The sequence below is a fragment of the Flavobacterium sp. genome, from assembly GCF_031422135.1.
GTDB lineage: Bacteria > Bacteroidota > Bacteroidia > Flavobacteriales > Flavobacteriaceae > Flavobacterium.
In genome coordinates, this window is sequence record NZ_JANOQD010000116.1 from 18,119 (window position 1) to 34,516 (window position 16,398).

16 protein-coding genes are annotated in these 16,398 nt (G+C 31.2%); 11 read left to right on the plus strand and 5 right to left on the minus strand.

Features of this window, described 5'->3' with window-relative positions:
* Positions 1–100 precede the first annotated feature (100 nt).
* The 11 genes from RMO70_RS15080 (at position 101) to RMO70_RS15130 (ending at position 10,727) form a co-directional block, all read left to right on the plus strand.
* Positions 101–928: a M48 family metalloprotease gene (locus RMO70_RS15080; protein ID WP_310557269.1), complete on the plus strand. Its 828-nt coding sequence runs from the start codon at positions 101–103 to the stop codon at positions 926–928.
* Positions 929–934: 6 nt separating this feature from the next.
* A complete protein-coding gene (locus RMO70_RS15085; protein ID WP_310557270.1) occupies positions 935–1,405 on the plus strand; it encodes a GNAT family N-acetyltransferase in 471 nt (156 codons plus the stop codon).
* A gap of 100 nt (positions 1,406–1,505) precedes the next feature.
* Positions 1,506–2,759, plus strand: a complete 1,254-nt coding sequence (locus RMO70_RS15090) for an aspartate kinase (RefSeq protein WP_310557271.1) — start codon at positions 1,506–1,508, stop codon at positions 2,757–2,759.
* Positions 2,760–3,086: 327 nt separating this feature from the next.
* Positions 3,087–3,458: a helix-turn-helix domain-containing protein gene (locus RMO70_RS15095; RefSeq protein WP_310557272.1), complete on the plus strand. Its 372-nt coding sequence runs from the start codon at positions 3,087–3,089 to the stop codon at positions 3,456–3,458.
* 10 nt (positions 3,459–3,468) lie between these two features.
* Positions 3,469–3,720: a hypothetical protein gene (locus RMO70_RS15100; RefSeq protein WP_310557273.1), complete on the plus strand. Its 252-nt coding sequence runs from the start codon at positions 3,469–3,471 to the stop codon at positions 3,718–3,720.
* A complete protein-coding gene (locus tag RMO70_RS15105) occupies positions 3,720–3,998 on the plus strand; it encodes a type II toxin-antitoxin system RelE/ParE family toxin (protein ID WP_310557274.1) in 279 nt (92 codons plus the stop codon). The genes RMO70_RS15100 and RMO70_RS15105 overlap by 1 nt, the downstream gene beginning before the upstream one ends.
* A 681-nt stretch (positions 3,999–4,679) precedes the next feature.
* Positions 4,680–4,895 (plus strand): helix-turn-helix domain-containing protein, encoded by a 216-nt coding sequence (locus RMO70_RS15110; RefSeq protein WP_310557275.1) that lies wholly within the window; start codon positions 4,680–4,682, stop codon positions 4,893–4,895.
* Between the two features lie 465 nt (positions 4,896–5,360).
* Positions 5,361–5,663: a hypothetical protein gene (locus RMO70_RS15115; protein WP_310557276.1), complete on the plus strand. Its 303-nt coding sequence runs from the start codon at positions 5,361–5,363 to the stop codon at positions 5,661–5,663.
* A gap of 231 nt (positions 5,664–5,894) precedes the next feature.
* Positions 5,895–9,299, plus strand: a complete 3,405-nt coding sequence (locus RMO70_RS15120) for a hypothetical protein (RefSeq protein ID WP_310557277.1) — start codon at positions 5,895–5,897, stop codon at positions 9,297–9,299.
* A gap of 59 nt (positions 9,300–9,358) precedes the next feature.
* Complete coding sequence (locus RMO70_RS15125) at positions 9,359–10,066, plus strand: hypothetical protein (protein WP_310557278.1); 708 nt, start codon at positions 9,359–9,361, stop codon at positions 10,064–10,066.
* Between the two features lie 34 nt (positions 10,067–10,100).
* Positions 10,101–10,727 (plus strand): hypothetical protein, encoded by a 627-nt coding sequence (locus RMO70_RS15130; protein WP_310557279.1) that lies wholly within the window; start codon positions 10,101–10,103, stop codon positions 10,725–10,727.
* A 148-nt stretch (positions 10,728–10,875) separates the two neighbouring features.
* Here the strand turns inward: RMO70_RS15130 and RMO70_RS15135 are convergent, their stop codons facing one another.
* The 5 genes from RMO70_RS15135 to rpsB all read right to left on the minus strand — a co-directional run bounded on the left by RMO70_RS15135 (position 10,876) and on the right by rpsB (position 16,233).
* On the minus strand, positions 10,876–11,739 hold the full coding sequence (locus RMO70_RS15135; RefSeq protein WP_310557280.1) for a hypothetical protein: 864 nt from the start codon (positions 11,737–11,739) through the stop codon (positions 10,876–10,878).
* A 33-nt stretch (positions 11,740–11,772) separates the two neighbouring features.
* The gene (locus tag RMO70_RS15140; RefSeq protein ID WP_310557281.1) at positions 11,773–13,029 is read right to left on the minus strand and encodes an MFS transporter; all 1,257 of its coding nucleotides are present in this window, start codon (positions 13,027–13,029) and stop codon (positions 11,773–11,775) included.
* A gap of 83 nt (positions 13,030–13,112) precedes the next feature.
* The gene (locus RMO70_RS15145; protein ID WP_310557282.1) at positions 13,113–14,192 is read right to left on the minus strand and encodes an exopolyphosphatase; all 1,080 of its coding nucleotides are present in this window, start codon (positions 14,190–14,192) and stop codon (positions 13,113–13,115) included.
* A 302-nt stretch (positions 14,193–14,494) separates the two neighbouring features.
* Positions 14,495–15,319 carry a translation elongation factor Ts gene (gene tsf, locus RMO70_RS15150; RefSeq protein ID WP_310557283.1) on the minus strand — a complete coding sequence of 275 codons (825 nt, stop codon included), beginning with the start codon at positions 15,317–15,319 and terminating at the stop codon, positions 14,495–14,497.
* Between the two features lie 110 nt (positions 15,320–15,429).
* On the minus strand, positions 15,430–16,233 hold the full coding sequence (gene rpsB, locus RMO70_RS15155; RefSeq protein WP_310557284.1) for a 30S ribosomal protein S2: 804 nt from the start codon (positions 16,231–16,233) through the stop codon (positions 15,430–15,432).
* Positions 16,234–16,398: the final 165 nt, after the last annotated feature.

Below are 16,398 nucleotides of genomic sequence, written 5' to 3' on the forward strand. Positions count from 1 at the left end.
GTTTTGGCAAATATCGTTTTTAATTTAATATGAACAAACAAAAAGGGTATTACAAAAAAGTTATTTATATTTGTTCCCAACAATTAAAAAAATGATACTTATGAGAACAAAGTCAATATTAATGGGGATTTTACTGGCGTCAATTGTTTCGACTTCTTCAAATGCACAACTTAAACTAGGAGATAAAGCTATTGGAGCATTAGGTAAAGGAGTTAAAGGATTTACATTTAGTGATGAAGAAGCCGCTTCGATGGCAAAAGCCGCAGTAGATCAAATGGATAAAGAAAATCCTGTTGCTGGTGCTAAAGATAAATATGCCATTCGATTGAACAAATTATTTGGTAAACATAAAAGTGATAACGGTCTGGCTTTAAATTTTAAAGTATATCTGGTAAAAGATGTGAATGCTTTTGCTTGTGCTGATGGAAGCGTTCGTGTTTTTGCAGGATTGATGGACATTATGGACGACAACGAAATTTTAGCTGTGATAGGACATGAAATAGGTCACGTTGCGAATCATGATACCAGAGATGCAATAAAAGCAGCATACAAAAAAGAAGCTTTGATGGATGCTGCAGCTTCACAATCAGATAAAGTGGCGTCGGCAAGTGAAAGCACTTTAGGAAAACTAGGTAATGCAATGATTGATAGCAAACACTCTAGAAAGCAAGAATCAGATGCTGACTTATATTCTTACGATTTTATGAAACGCAATGGTTATGATGTGAATGCAGTAGAATCAGCCTTTACTATTTTAGCTAAAATGAGCGAAGGAGCAGAAGCTTCAGTTCTAGATAGAATGATGAGTTCACATCCAGATGCTAAAGACAGAGCTGAAAAATCAAGAAAACGTGCCGAAAAAGACGGACTGTATAAAGAATATGTAAAAAAAGTAGCTAAACCTGCTGCAAAAAAGAAAAAGAAATAATCTATAATGATTGTCAGAAAAGGAAATCAGAAGGATATGCCAGCTGTTTTAGATTTAATAAAAGAGCTGGCAATTTTTGAAAAAGAACCTAATGCAGTTGTAGTCACTGTTGATGATTTGATACGTGATGGGTTTAAAGAAAATCCGCTATTTTATACTTTTATAGCAGAAGTAAATTCCGAAATTATAGGAATAGCATTGTATTATTATCGCTATTCCACTTGGAAAGGCAAAACCATTCATCTAGAAGACTTAATTGTAAAAGAGACTATGCGTGGAACGGGTGCTGGATATGCATTGTACTCTGAAATTATAAAACAAGGCAAAAAAGACAATGTTCGCCGCATTGAATGGGCAGTTCTAGACTGGAATCAAAACGCCATTGATTTCTACGAAAAATCGGGAGCCAAAGTTTTAAAAGATTGGTATCAAGTGCAAATGGATGAGTTCGGTATTGATGAGTTTTTAAACAAATAATAATTATAAAAATCGAATTTCATAGCGCAAAGAGCAAATAATCATCAAAAATTGTGATTTATTTATTCTTTGTAATATGAAATTTGGAACTTTAAAAAAAATGAGAATTTTTAAATTTGGTGGTGCATCAATTAAAGATGCAGCGGGTGTCAAAAATGTGTTTGACGTTTTACAAAAAGTAGGTTACGAAGAAGTTTTACTTGTGGTTTCGGCAATGGGAAAAACAACCAATGCACTCGAATTAGTAATCAAGAATTATTTTGACAAATCAAACGAGCTGTTTGCTTCGATTCAAGAAGTCAAAAAATACCATAACGAAATTTTACTTGATTTGTTTGCTGATGAGAATCACGAAGTATATTTTGATGTAAACAATCATTTTGCCGATTTCGAGTATTTTATCAGAAGCAATAAATCACCAAATTATAACTTTGTTTACGATCAAATTGTGAGTTTTGGCGAATTGATTTCGACGACTATTTTAAGTCATTATATGAACTATTCTGGTGTAAATTCACAATGGTTAGACGTTCGTAATTATATAAAAACAGATACTAATTATCGTGATGCTGAGGTAAATTGGGAAGTTACTCAAAAAAATATTTCTAAAATAGCTAAGAGAAAATCATTATTTGTCACACAAGGATTTGTAGGTTCAGACGAAAATGGATTTACCACTACACTTGGTCGTGAAGGTTCAGATTATACTGCCGCCATTTTTGCCTATTGCCTCAATGCAGAGAGTGTGACCATCTGGAAAGATGTTCCTGGCGTGATGAATGCTGATCCACGCTATTTTGAAAATGCTACTTTACTAAACCAAATTTCGTATCGTGAAGCGATTGAATTGGCATTTTATGGTGCCAGTGTGATTCACCCGAAGACATTACAGCCTTTGCAAAAAAAAGAAATTCCATTGTATGTGAAATCTTTTATAAATCCGCTTTTGGCAGGTACAAGCGTTTCAAAAGGAGAAGATTTGGAGCCAAAACTACCTTGTTTTATTGTCAAAAAAGACCAATTATTGCTATCGCTTTCGTCCATAGATTTTTCGTTTATTATGGAAGAAAACATTAGTGAAATATTCAATTTACTGCATCAGTATAAACTTAAAGTGAGTTTAATTCAAAATTCAGCGATTAGTTTTTCAGTTTGTATTGAAGACAAGTTTGATAATTTTAATGAATTAAAAAAAGTATTGTCCAAAAAATTTAAAGTTTCTTTTAACGAAAATGTATCGTTGTATACCATCAGACATTTTGACGAAAAAGCAGCGCAAATGGTTGAAAAAAATAAAAATGTATTGTTAAGACAAATCAGTCGCGAAACAATGCAAATTATAACCAAAGAGTAGTTTTTAACAAATTTTAGTTCAGATTAAAGGACGTGTTTTTTATCATAGAATGCGCTATCGTTCGCGAGAATGTTTGTCATATTCGAGCGATCGGGTTTATTTAAAAAAACAAAACCACAACTTTTTATGATTGTAGTTTTGTTTCTTCACTTTGTGCTATTCTTCTTCTCTTTGTGGGCACGGAATGCAATTCCGCGCTATCGTTCGCGAGAATGTTTTGTCATATCCGAGCGATCGGGGGATGTTTAATTTTCCTTTTTTATATTTTTATTGCTTATTTTTTCCTTTTTGACTAATTTTGTACAGTAACCACAATATTATACTTCAATGGATATAGGAAAGAACATAAAGAAAATTAGGGAACAGAAAGGAATGATGCAGAAAGAAATAGCTTCAATAGCTAATATGCAAGCTTCTAATTATTCTAAAATAGAAAGTGGTCAAAGAGATATTTCTGTAGAAGCCTTGGATAAAATATCCAAACTATTTGGAATGACTGTTGATGAGATTATATATTTTGAAGACAAAAAAACGCCAAAACCTATAACTGTAGAAGACAAAACAGTCAACGAAAAGATACATTTAATTTCTCAATTGGAAGAAGAAGACAAACATGCTGTTTATCGTATTATCGACGGAATGCTTACCAAAAGTAAGTTTCAAAATTTCTTTGAGCAAAATTTACAAACTACTAAATAATTATAACGCTATGGCTACTATAACCGCTTCACAGCTTAATCAAAAAATAAAATCGCTTCCTATAAATCTTTTGTATGAAGTAGATAAATATATCGAGTTTTTAGCTTTTAAATCTTCTCATTCTGATTGGGCGGAAGAATTGTCCGAACAACAAATTTCACTCATCGAAAAAGGCAAAAAAGATATTGAAGAAAACAGAGTAATGTCACACACAGAAGCCAAAGAAAAAATAAAGAATTACATTAAAAACAAATCGCTTTAATGGAAATTATTTGGACTGATACTGCCCTAGAAACTTATCTTAAAGTAATCGATTATTTATTTGATTATTGGACTATAAAAGAAATAGAAACTTTCGAACTTGATGTTGACCAACTTATTGAAAGAATCTCTTCCTTTAACCAAATTTGTCCAGAATCTAAACTATTTAGTTATAGAAAATGTGTGATTGATGAGCATAATTCGCTAGTATATCATACTGTAAACAATAAATTATTACTCGTTACTTTTTTAGATAACCGTAGCCAACATTCTTATTAAGTTTTACTTTAAAACAACAAAAGCAACAATTTTACTTGTTGCTTTTTCTTTTTTATTCGCTACAAAGTCGGGAGACTTTGCAGAGCTACCCGTTTTTATGGAACACTTCGAACAGCTGGGGTCGGGAGACCATCGCAGAGCTTCCCGCTATTTATGGAACACTTCGATCAGCTGGGATGTCTTTCTTGTTTTTTAGCACAACTATTATTGTTAATTTAGCGTGCAAATGTAATTATTTTTTTAAGACTTAAATATTTTATTTTATTTTGAAAATTGTTTTTTTTAAAACAGCTGGGAATAGCTATTTATAAACCGCCAAAAGTTTTTTACTAGTCTAGTTGGCTTTTTTGTCCACTTTTCTTTCACGTTCTAAAAATCTCACCACGAATTTGCTTCGCCAGTAACACTTTCAGGCTCTAGTCACGAATTTTCACAAATGTATTCGTGCTAATTTGTGCAATCTGGGTTATAAAATCAAGTTTTATAACCTTGCAGACTGAAAGTCTGCAAAACCAAATCTATATACTTTCAGTTCTTAGTGTTTTAGTTAATAAAAAATACGGCGTAATTTTTGTGATTAAATTTTTGTGACAGAATTATTTGTCACAATAAAAATGTCACAAATGTTGTGATAAAATTTGTAATAGTATAAAAAAGTCACAATTGTAACAAACTAACTTGATGATAAACGACAATATAAAAGAAATCTTGGGAATGAAACAAGAAGATATGGCGATGCTCCTTCAAATTAATCGCAGTCAATGGGCGATGTATACCACTGGTAAACGTGATTTGCCAGTTGCTGCAAAATTGAAGTTGGCTGAAATATTGGGTTTTTTGCAACAAAAAGACAATGCGGTATACAAAAATTTTGAGCACCAAAAAACGAAGATTTAAAAGTAACACAGTTTTTAGAATCGGAACAACTGTTGAATGCCAAGCTGCAAATTTTTTTTTAACAAAAAATTAAAACGATTGAGAAGAAATATGAAACTGCTGTAACCGCTTTACAATTTATTCGTTTTCTAGAAAGCAATGTTCAAAAACAAACCAAAGAATACCAACTTTTGCTACAAACGATAAAATTAAATGCCGAAACTGAAATGGATGAAAATGGTTTAGCTGTTCAAACCCAACTTCAATTTAAATATAAAAGGCTTCAGTTGGAAGAAAAATTGCTGAATAAAAAAATTCAAAGGCAAGGATAACGCTACGGCTAATGATTTAGTGTTTTTTTTAACTAACAATTGTGTTTTCTTCCTACAAATAGTTAAACTTATTTTAAAAATTATTTTTGGAGGAGATTTCGGCATTTGGTTTGCGATGTGATTTGTAATATTAATCTTCAAAATATTTAAAATTATGGCGTATTTAGTAAACGGAATAACACAAGTAGCAGATTGCGATGTGTTATTGACTTGGGCACAAAAAGAGAAAGCGGAATTGAGTTTCAAAAAGCTTTCAGAAGATCGTTTGACTACTAAATTTGAGACTTCGGCTGTCGAGATTCAAGCAATTTTGCAAGGTGTACTTGCGGAATTATCGGCAATAGACACTGTAATAGCGGTCTTGCCAGAAGGTCCAACTAAAGTCAGCGAACTAAAAAGAAAAGTAAAACTAGAGTATAAAAAATTCTTGCTCGAAAATCGCAAAGAAAGTTATTGAGCGGTGGCATTGTTGCGAAAAGAGCTTGATTTTGAACGTATTAACAATGAACTGGAAGAAGTTGATGGTTTCATAACCGAAATTACAGCTCACAAAGCCACTCTGTAATACATTGTTTTTCTAAAAAAAGGGTTGTCCTAAAATGGGCAACCTTGTTTTTGTAAATTGTAACCAAGGTGCATTTTTGAAAATTATAAATACTACTTTTACCATTTGAGAGTTATAGTATTTATGTGGAGACAATTATTTTTTATAATTATTTTTTGCAGTGTTTCTGGGGTTTACGCTCAAGAAATCAAAACGCCCTATTTATCAAAAAAAATTCTAGTTTCTCGTGATACCATTCAAATAGATAGTTTGAGTATTAATGCTAGTTTTTTTAAAATTCAAGATATAAAGGGAAATGCTATTGACACAACATTCTATAAAGTAAATTTTCAGAAAGGGCTCCTAGTTTTTAAAAAAGATTTTCAAACTTCGGACACACTTGTAGTACGGTATTTAAAATTCCCAGAATTTTTGACTAAAGAATATACAGTTTATGATAAAAGCAGAGTTGTTAGTTCTGCTTCAGGGAATTTATATAAAACGACTTCAAATGGGGTCAAAAAATTCATTCCTTTTGAGGGATTGACTACCACTGGAAGTATTTCAAGAGGAATATCGATTGGAAATAATCAAAACGCTTCTGTCAACTCTAATTTAGATTTGCAAATTACGGGAAAACTGTCAGACAAAGTTAGCCTTCGTGCTTCTATTCAGGACAGTAATATTCCCTTACAAGAAGGAGGATATTCCCAAAAATTAGACGAATTTGATCAAATTTTTATAGAGTTATTTAGCGATAAATGGAGTGTGCGAGGTGGGGATTTATTTCTTGAAAATAGAAAATCACGATTTTTAAATTTTAATAAAAAAGTACAAGGACTAGCCACTCAATTTACTTTTGGAAAACCAGAAAACAAAACAGAAATATATGCTTCCGGAGCACTAGTTCGCGGGCAATATGCAAAAAGTAATTTTGTAGGGCAAGAAGGAAACCAAGGGCCTTATAAATTACAGGGGCCTAATGGGGAATTATTCATTCTAGTTATTTCGGGTTCAGAGCGTGTTTTTGTAAACGGTATTTTGCTAACTCGTGGCGAAAACAATCAGTATACTATTGATTACAATGCGGGCGAAATTACCTTTACATCGCTTTATCCTATTACTTCAGAAATGAGAATTGTGATTGAATACCAATATTCTGATAGAAATTATTCAAGATTTGTGACCTATGGTGGTGCAAATCACGAGCAAGAAAAATGGAGTTTAGGAGGTTACATCTATTCTGAAAACGATGTCAAAAATCAACCGTTGCAGCAAAGTTTATCTACCGAAAGAGCCTTAATTTTGGCTTCTGCTGGTGACAATCAAGACTTGATGAATACCACTTCGGCAGTACTAGATACCTATTCTGAAAATAAAATTTTGTATAAAAAAGTACTAGTTAGTGGACAAGAAGTATTTGAATTTTCATCACTCGCTACTGATATCCTATTTAATGTAAAATTCAGTTTTGCTGGTACTAATTTAGGAAATTATGTGGTGTCAAGCACAAATGCAAATGGTAGGGTTTTTATGTATGTTGCGCCAATAGCTGGTATTTTGCAAGGAAATTATGAGCCTAGAATTAAGCTTGTGGCGCCAACAAAGTTACAAATTGCTACCGTTTTAGGAAAATACAATCCTAGCGAGAAAACTGGGATTGATTTTGAATTGGGGATGAGTAACAATGACAAAAATTTGTTTTCAGGAATAGATGATAATGATAATCAAGGCATTGCTGGAAAACTAAATCTTAAACAACGATTGCTTTCAAAAAAATGGCAAATAGATGCTTTTGGAAATTATCAATTTGTAAACAAAAATTTCAGAACTATCGAGCGATTGTTTTCGATTGAATTTGATAGAGATTGGAATTTAACGACCGTTTCATCTGGGAATCAAAGTTATATTACTACAGGTTTGTCTTTTACTTTGCCTGAAAAATCAAATTGGAGGTATCAATTTGAAAACCTTGATTTTACGGATAGCTTTTCAGGAAACAGACAGGTTATTTCAGGTTATTTTAAAAATAAAAATTGGTTTTTTTCAAACGAGGGAAGTGCTTTAAACAGTGATGGTAGTTTGTCCTCATCAAAGTTTATGAGAAATCATGCACAAGTGAAATATAATTTTAAAAAAAGCTGGATCGGTAATAGCATTCGTTTTGAAGATAATCAAGAAAATATTAAAGCAACAAGACAGTTATCTAGTTTAAGCCAACGTTTCAAAGAGTTTGGAGCTTTTCTAGGACGAGGAGATTCCACCAAGGTATTTGTGGAAATTGGATATTTGAATCGGACTAATGATAGTTTGCAAATCAATAAAATTCAAAGAGTAAACCAATCCAATTCCTATTATTTAAAATCAAAATTAATTCAAACGGACAAAAGTGATTTGTCTGTTTTTGTAAATTATAGGAATTTAAAATTTCAAGATCCTACTCGCAAAACGGAACCTTCATTAAACTCACGATTGTTGTATAATTCAGTTTTTTTAAATCAGTTAATTCAATCTACAACGGCCTACGAAACGTTGTCGGGAACAATTCCGCAACAAGAATTTAGTTTTTTAGAAGTGGAGCCAGGAAAAGGAATTTTTACTTGGAATGATTATAACGCTAATGGAATTCAGGAAATTCAAGAGTTTGAAATTGCACCATTTCCAGATCAGGCAAAATATGTAAAAATATTTTTGCCCAATCAAATTTTTATCAAAACGCATCAAAATAAATTTTCCCAATCGCTTGTTTTAAATCCATTGCAATGGCAAAATGAAAAAGGATTCAAAAAAGCACTATCTTATTTTTACAATCAAACCTCGTATTTGATTGAAAGAAAAATAAAACGAGAACAAGATAATTTTGATTTGAATCCTTTTTCGAGTTCAAATCAGGATTTATTAGGACTAAATTCAAATGTACGAAATGCGTTATTTTACAATCGAGGAAAACAGAAACATTCCGTAACTTATACGTTTGTATCCAATAAACTCAAAATTCTGCAATCTTCGGACGAACAAGAAAGTGAGAATACTTCACATCAGTTGCAATACAATCATCTTTTTAGGCAAAGCTGGTTGGTTTCATTTTCTGGAAAAAAACTCGAATCTAGAATAAATTCAAAAAATTATGCAAGTAGAAATTTTCAGATAAATGGAAATCAATTGGAACAAAAAATTTCGTATTTGTTTTCAAAGAATATCAGTTTAGACGTTTTTTACGAATTTCAAAACAAGAAAAATAAGTTAGGTGATTTAGAATCTTTAAAACAACATAAACTGGGTACTTCATTTAATTTTGCTAGCGAAAAAAAGTTGACTTTTAATGGCGAATTCTCCTATTTTGACAATAAATTTATTGGTAACGAATTTTCGCCTGTAGCCTTTCAGTTGCTGGAAGGATTACAAGCTGGTAAAAACTCCACTTGGCGGTTGTTGATTCAAAAAAATCTGACACAGTTTTTAGATATAAATGTCAATTATCAAGGAAGAAAAAGCGAAAAATCACAAACTATTCACACTGGGAATGTGCAATTAAGAGCCTATTTTTAAATTTTGGTGCGATTTTTGAAAAAAAAATATTATTTTTGGTTTAGTTTAAAAAAATAATTTTGATAATGAAAAAAACACTTATTCTATTTGTAATACTTTTTTATTCAATCAATTACTATGCTCAAGGTAGATCTACAGCATATAAAAACGATTCTAGATCTGAAATTGAAAAAGAAGCAGACAGAATAGCTAATCAAGAGAAAGAACAAACTAGACAAGCTAAAGAAGACTCAAAAGCCGAAGAAAAAAGGATTAAAGCGGAAATTAAAGCAGAAAAAAGGAGATTAAAAGAAGAAAAGAAGAAAGCAAAACAAGAGAATTTGAATTTAAATAATGCGGAAATAACTCCAGTTATTGAAAAAAAAGCAGAGGTAGTTATTCTTAGATCTTCAGAAGAAACTGTTTTACCTGAAATCAAAAAAGCACTTCCTAGGAAAAAGGAGGTTGTGAAAAAGCCTAAAGCTAAAATCACAACGGATAAAAATAAAGTTGCTTCAAAACCCGTAAAAACTCCTGAAAACAATTCAGCAACCAAAATTGCTGTTAGCCCTAAAACCATTATTGAAAAATCGCCAACGGAACAGAATAATGTAGTGGTAAATAAACTTTCTAAAAAAGAGGAAAAACCTATCATGAATAGCCGAGTGATTGCAAATAAAGCGACAGCTAAAACTAATGAAAAAAAGCCCGAAAGAAAGATATATATAGGAGCCAGAGGTAGTAAATATTATTTAAATTCTGACGGAAGTAAAACCTATGTAAAATAATCGAATCCCAATAATTAACTTAACAAACAATGCTATGAAAAAAACCCTATTACTATGTATAATTTTTATTTTTTCAAATAATTTTTATGCTCAAGAAACTACATCAAAAACTAGTAAATCAAAAACTGAAAAATCTAGTGCATCCAAAGAAAAAGCAGAAGCTAAAAAAGCGGCTTTAAAAAAGGAAAAAGCAGAAGCAAAGAAAGCTAACGCTAAAGAAAAAGCTGAAGTAAAGAAAACGACGGCTAAAGAAACCTCAACTAAGCCTAAAAAAGAAACTAAAACTACCAAAACTAAAAAAGCAGATGCGGTTGCTGTAGAAAAAGTGACTAAACCAAAAAAAGAAACTAAAACTGCTAAATCAAAAAAAGCAGATGAAGCTGTAGTTGAAAAAGCGGCCAAACCAAAAAGTGAAACTAAAACTGCCAAATCTAAAAAAGTGGATGCAGCTGAAGTAGAAAAGGGGACTAAACCAAAAAGTGTAACTAAAACTACCACAAAAAAGGAAAGAGTTTCTAACGAAAAAGCAAATCCAAATTCAAAAGATAAAGTTGCTGGAGAATACAAAGGAAGAAAAGTATATGCAGGACCAAGAGGAGGGAAGTACTATATCAATAAAAATGGTAATAAAACCTATATTGATGAGGAACAAGTTGAATAGCGCCATTTAGGATAGTGTTCTTATTGAATTATTCATTAATATAAAACGGGGCTTGTAAGCCCCGTTTTATATATGTATTGTTTATCACTTTTATGGAATAGTGTTCATTTTGAACTTGCACACTTTATGGAATACTACCTAAATAAATTTACAATAAAGTAAAAGAGGTATGTAAAACAACTTTTGATTTGTCAAATACATTCACATAAAACAAGCCTTTTTCTAGATTTTCAACAGCTAATTCTTTCTCAATTGAAATTGTTTTGTTTATGTATTTTACATCAGTAGCAAAACTATATGTTAGATTGTCTTTGCCAAATTGTTCTGTTTTTTTACTGCCAAGAACATTGTTTTTACTATCGATAATTTGGATAAGTAGCTTGTTGTTTGAGGCTTTAACAAGATTGTTTTGAGCTATAGAAAAACTTATTTTTAGGACATCAGTTTTACGTGCTTTTTCGGTTTCTATTTTGTCTCCAGAGTTTTTTAATTTGTATGCTGATGCTTTAATATTATAGTAATATAAATTTGAAGCTGATGAAATCTTGTTAGATAAAATCTTGTTTGAATTTAACAAGGTGTCATTTACAACTCTTTGATTGTCCAATGCTAAAGCTGTACTATCTGATTTTTTTTTATAATAATCCAATTCTTTTAATAGACTGCTAATTCTAAAATTTATATTGTCTGCGCCTTTTTTGTATTGGGTAATTTGTGTTTTGTTTAGGTTATTATTTTTAATTTTTGAAATTAGATTTTTTACTTTTTCCTTTTCCAAATCCAGTTGATTCGATATTGCAGATTTACTACTCAATGCAACTTCTATAAAAAGCTTTGATTTTTCTAAATCTTTTAGCAGTGTTAATTTTTCTTCTCTTAGTGATACAATAATGTTTTTAGAGCGATCTGACATTTTATAAATATAAAACATACTTCCTAAAAGACAAATCGTTAGCAAAATGATTATAATTTTGAAACTTTGATTGTTATTGCTTGCGATTTTTTTTGGCATAATTTTATTTTAAGTAGGAAGTTTTTTGAGTTGTTAGCTAATATTTACTTTTTTTAAATCTTTATTATGGGATTCAATCCTAATATTTTTATCTAATTTATAGTACATCCAAATCCCAATTAAACCTATTATCACCATAAATAACCAGTTGGAAAAATAGCTAAAATGGTCTATTATTGTAAAACTAATTTTAGGACTCAGTATTTGAGCAGCACTAAAACTCATAGCATAATGCGCCATATATTGTCCTTCTTTTCCTTTGATTGCCCTGGAGAGTGCAAATATATTCGAGAATGAAAAAAGGAGTATTTGTCCTGCGGTTATTAGTGCAATGCTGATTATTAAGATAACAATTGATTTTGAGAAAAGTATACATAAAAATCCACTTGCCATAAACACAGAGCCTAACAATATTATTTTTGTGGATTCAATGTTTTTCTTTTCCAAGAAGCCAATCATAGGCATTTCAAAAAGGAATATAATTAAACCGTTTAATGATAATATAAGCCCAATTTGCAATTGTGTTAGATTTAATTTTTGGCTATTATACAAAGGGATTGTGGTAAACAATTGAAAGAATAAAAAAGCAGTTAAAAAACTAGCAAACAAGAAAAGTATATAATTAGTATCAGTTGAAATTTTTTCTTTAATTAGGAGTTTTGCAGCTCTATTTCGATATACTTTTTTTCTAGCTTGATAAAATTTACTTTCATCAATGAGTAACATAAATACTGAAATAGCAACTAAGCAGCTTATTCCATCTATCCAAAATAATAAATCGTAATTGTTTTTTTGAATTAATAATCCAGCTAAAACAGGACCGGATATAATTCCAAGATTAGCGGCTAATCTCACAAGTGTTAATGCTCTAGTTCTGTTGTCTTTTTTAGAGAAATTTAAAACGGCTACATACATTGCAGGTTTGTACATATCAGCTATTGCTGTGATTATGAATAAACCAATACATACTTCTGTAAAATCATACAAAAACATTATGGCAATTATACCAAAACCAGTCAGTAATAGACTGCAAAGCATAACAGTATAAAATCCTATTCGGTCTGTTAATTTGCCTCCAATCCAATTTCCAAATAGCGAACCGAAGCCAATAGAAGCCATCATCCAGCCTATTTCTGTAAAATTAAAAGAAAAATTTTCGTTTAAATAACTTGTTAAAAAGGGCATGACCATTGCGCCAGTCCTATTGATATAGGTTATCAGGGTTAGAACCCAAATTTCTTTCGAGAAGCCTTTAAAGCTATTGAAGTAGGTATTTATATAACTTTTCACGTATCTAATTTTTAGTAATAAAACAGTATGGGGGAATATTGTTTTATTATAATCTTTACTAAAGAAATAATTCTTTTATTGGTTTAGTAAACTTTTTTAACTTTTTTAGATCGATCTGCAATATAAGACACCAACCATGCAATTTGCCCTTCTTTAGCAAAATATAATTTTTTATCATTAATGGAAGGAATTGCCTCTAAACATACAAGCAGAAGAGTACTTGCGGAAATTAGATATTTTTGAGAATATGTTTTCAAAACACGTTCCACATCTTTGTCAGTTTTGGCTAATTCTTCGAATTTTTTAAAGTTATTTTTTAAGATGGCATCATAGTAAATAACATCCTCCAACTTAAATTCGCTAAAATTTTCTTTAGCCACACCGTTATAAAGGGTGTAAAATGCCCAAACAGCACCTCCAGACATAAAAACTTTTTCTTTTTCCAATGCTACCGGACTAGTTCCGTACATCTTGTTGATTTGATCTCTCAATACAGGTAAGAAACCAAAAGATTTGGTGTTAAATTCTGATAAGCTAGTTCCGGTTGTAACCTTATTTACCGCTTCTGTCAAAGTTACTGTGCCATAATTTAAGCTCAAAGGGAAGAACACAAAATTATCATTATTGTATACATCAACATAACCGCCTTTTGTGTTTCCACCACCTATGTCCAACACCATTGATTTTAAGTAATCTACAGGTGGAATGCATCCTTTTAAAAGCATTTTGCCTTCGGTTTGAACATCTATAAATTCTAATTCCTTATTGGTTGCTTGTTTGACTTTGTCAATTAATTGCTGAGTGTTTTTTGCCATAGCAACCCCAGACGAACCTACGATAAAAATATTGCTATCTGGAATATTAAACTCTGTTTTAATTTTGTTAAGATTTGACAAAACTACTTCAGATGCTCTATCCATATCAGCTTTTGCAAGATTACCATCAATAGATATTCCTTTAGCAATCCCAACATTTTCGGTCCAAAAGGATTTAATTACGTAGTTTCCTTTTTTAATATTTATAACATCTAAAACAGACATTTTAATTCCTTTACTCCCAATTTCTATTCCAGCATAAAGATTTGCTTGTGCTAAAGATTTGATGGGTAAAAATACTATTATTAGTAACAGTAAGGTTTTAAGTAGGTTGAAATTTGATTTCATAGTTTTAATTTAAATATTAATGCTAATTAACATGCGGAAAAAATTATATTGGGGCAAATACAATCTTTTTTTAAATTGTTGATAAGGATCAATTCTATTTTTATCTAAGTATTTGTTTTTGTTAAAAAAAACATAAAATTTAGCCAACAAATGTATAATTTTGAAACTATATATCCAACAAAATGTTAATTTAAATTTTGTGTCGTTATTTGAGTATATGAAAATAGATTAAAAAAATATCCCGGTTCAAAATTTTTGAATCGGGATATTTATATAGAATAGTTAAAATAGTTTAGAAAGAATTATCCTAAAGCGGCTCTTTTAAAACCTGTAACAACTAAATTAGCGTCAACTGATTTTGCATAAGCAGCAACACTCATTGAGCTATCTTTGATGTAATCTTGGTTCACCAAAGTGTTGTCTTTAAAGAAACGTCCTAATTTTCCTTTGGCAATGTTTTCAATCATAGCTTCTGGTTTGCCTTCTTGACGAAGTAAATCTTTTGCAATTTCGATTTCTTTAGCAATAACCTCTGCATCAACTCCAGCTTCGTCTAAAGCAATTGGGTTCATCGCTGCTGCTTGCATTGAAATATTTCTTGCAACTTCTTCTGCATCAGCAATATTTGCTGAAAGTGCTGTAAGTGTAGCAATTTTGTTTCCTGAGTGAATATAAGATCCAACGAAAGCACCTTCTAATTTCTCGAAAGTTCTAATCTCTAATTTTTCTCCAATAACTCCAGTTTGCTCGATTAATTTATCAGCAACAGTAATTCCGTGAAAATCAGATGCTAAAAATTCTTCTTTAGTATTGAAATTTAATGCTAAATTAGCCATTTCAGTAGCCATTTTAACAAAATTCTCATTCATACCTACGAAGTCAGTTTCACAGTTTAATGTAATAACTACTCCAGCAGTTTTTGAATCATTTACCACGGCGATTGCAGCTCCTTCAGTAGATTCTCTATCAGAACGATTTGCGGCTACTTTTTGTCCTTTTTTACGTAGGTTTTCAATAGCTAAATCAAAATCTCCGTCAGATTCTACTAATGCTTTTTTACAATCCATCATTCCAGCTCCTGTGATGGTTCTTAATTTATTTACGTCTGCAGCAGTAATTGTTGCCATTTTTATATTTAATTTAAGTTTATTATTTTTTTAAAAGAAATTACGAATTACGAATTACGAATTACGTGTTAAGAGTAATTCATAAATTCATAATTCGTAATTATTTTGATTTACTCTTCTGTTTTAGCAGCTTCAGCTACAATTGCAGCTTCTTCGGCTTTTGTGTCAGCAACTTCTACTTCAGCAACAACTTCTTCAGTTGTAGCATCAGCATCTTTATCTGAAGTTCTGTTTGCAAGACCATCGATAACGGCAGCAGTTACATAAGATAAAACTTTGTCAATTGATTTAGAAGCATCATCATTTGCAGGGATTACATACTCAACTAGACGTGGATCTGAATTGGTATCAACCATTGCAAAAACTGGAATGTTTAATTTTTGAGCTTCTTTTATTGCGATGTGCTCAGCTTTGATATCTACTACAAATAATGCAGCTGGTAATCTTGACATATCAGAAATAGAACCTAAATTCTTTTCTAATTTTGCACGTAAACGATCAACTTGTAAACGTTCTTTTTTAGACAAAGTCATAAAAGTACCGTCTTTTTTCATTCTATCGATAGTTGCCATTTTTTTAACAGCTTTACGAATAGTAACGAAATTTGTCAACATACCACCAGGCCATCTTTCAGTGATGTAGGGCATATTTGCAGCGGCAGCTTTTTCAGCTACAATGTCTTTTGCTTGTTTTTTGGTAGCTACGAAAAGTATTTTTCTACCTGATGCTGCAATTTTTTTCATGGCTTCACTAGCCTCTTCAATTTTTGCAGCTGTTTTATATAGATTGATAATGTGAATTCCATTACGCTCCATATAGATGTAAGGAGCCATATTTGGATCCCATTTTCTAGTCATGTGTCCGAAGTGAACACCTGCTTCTAGTAATTCTTTTACTTCTACTTTATTTGCCATTTTGTAATAGTTTACGTTCTGTTGTATTAGCAATGTTTTTTTTCAATTTTTCAATTTTTCGATTTTTCAATTTTTCAATTTTTTCAAATCTAAAAATCTAGTAATCGGGTAATCTAATAATCATTAAAATCATTTAGATGCTAAACTAATTCCTACCTCGGTAGG

Excerpts from the sequence above, each read along its gene's own strand:
- RMO70_RS15120 (WP_310557277.1), top strand. The coding sequence starts at position 5,895 with ATGTGGAGACAATTATTTTTTATAATTATTTTTTGCAGTGTTTCTGGG.
- RMO70_RS15145 (WP_310557282.1), bottom strand. The coding sequence starts at position 14,192 with ATGAAATCAAATTTCAACCTACTTAAAACCTTACTGTTACTAATAATA.
- RMO70_RS15130 (WP_310557279.1), top strand. The coding sequence starts at position 10,101 with ATGAAAAAAACCCTATTACTATGTATAATTTTTATTTTTTCAAATAAT.
- rpsB (WP_310557284.1), bottom strand. The coding sequence starts at position 16,233 with ATGGCAAATAAAGTAGAAGTAAAAGAATTACTAGAAGCAGGTGTTCAC.
- RMO70_RS15085 (WP_310557270.1), top strand. The coding sequence starts at position 935 with ATGATTGTCAGAAAAGGAAATCAGAAGGATATGCCAGCTGTTTTAGAT.
- RMO70_RS15115 (WP_310557276.1), top strand. The coding sequence starts at position 5,361 with ATGGCGTATTTAGTAAACGGAATAACACAAGTAGCAGATTGCGATGTG.
- RMO70_RS15095 (WP_310557272.1), top strand. The coding sequence starts at position 3,087 with ATGGATATAGGAAAGAACATAAAGAAAATTAGGGAACAGAAAGGAATG.
- RMO70_RS15105 (WP_310557274.1), top strand. The coding sequence starts at position 3,720 with ATGGAAATTATTTGGACTGATACTGCCCTAGAAACTTATCTTAAAGTA.
- RMO70_RS15080 (WP_310557269.1), top strand. The coding sequence starts at position 101 with ATGAGAACAAAGTCAATATTAATGGGGATTTTACTGGCGTCAATTGTT.
- tsf (WP_310557283.1), bottom strand. The coding sequence starts at position 15,319 with ATGGCAACAATTACTGCTGCAGACGTAAATAAATTAAGAACCATCACA.
- RMO70_RS15110 (WP_310557275.1), top strand. The coding sequence starts at position 4,680 with ATGATAAACGACAATATAAAAGAAATCTTGGGAATGAAACAAGAAGAT.
- RMO70_RS15090 (WP_310557271.1), top strand. The coding sequence starts at position 1,506 with ATGAGAATTTTTAAATTTGGTGGTGCATCAATTAAAGATGCAGCGGGT.
- RMO70_RS15100 (WP_310557273.1), top strand. The coding sequence starts at position 3,469 with ATGGCTACTATAACCGCTTCACAGCTTAATCAAAAAATAAAATCGCTT.
- RMO70_RS15135 (WP_310557280.1), bottom strand. The coding sequence starts at position 11,739 with ATGCCAAAAAAAATCGCAAGCAATAACAATCAAAGTTTCAAAATTATA.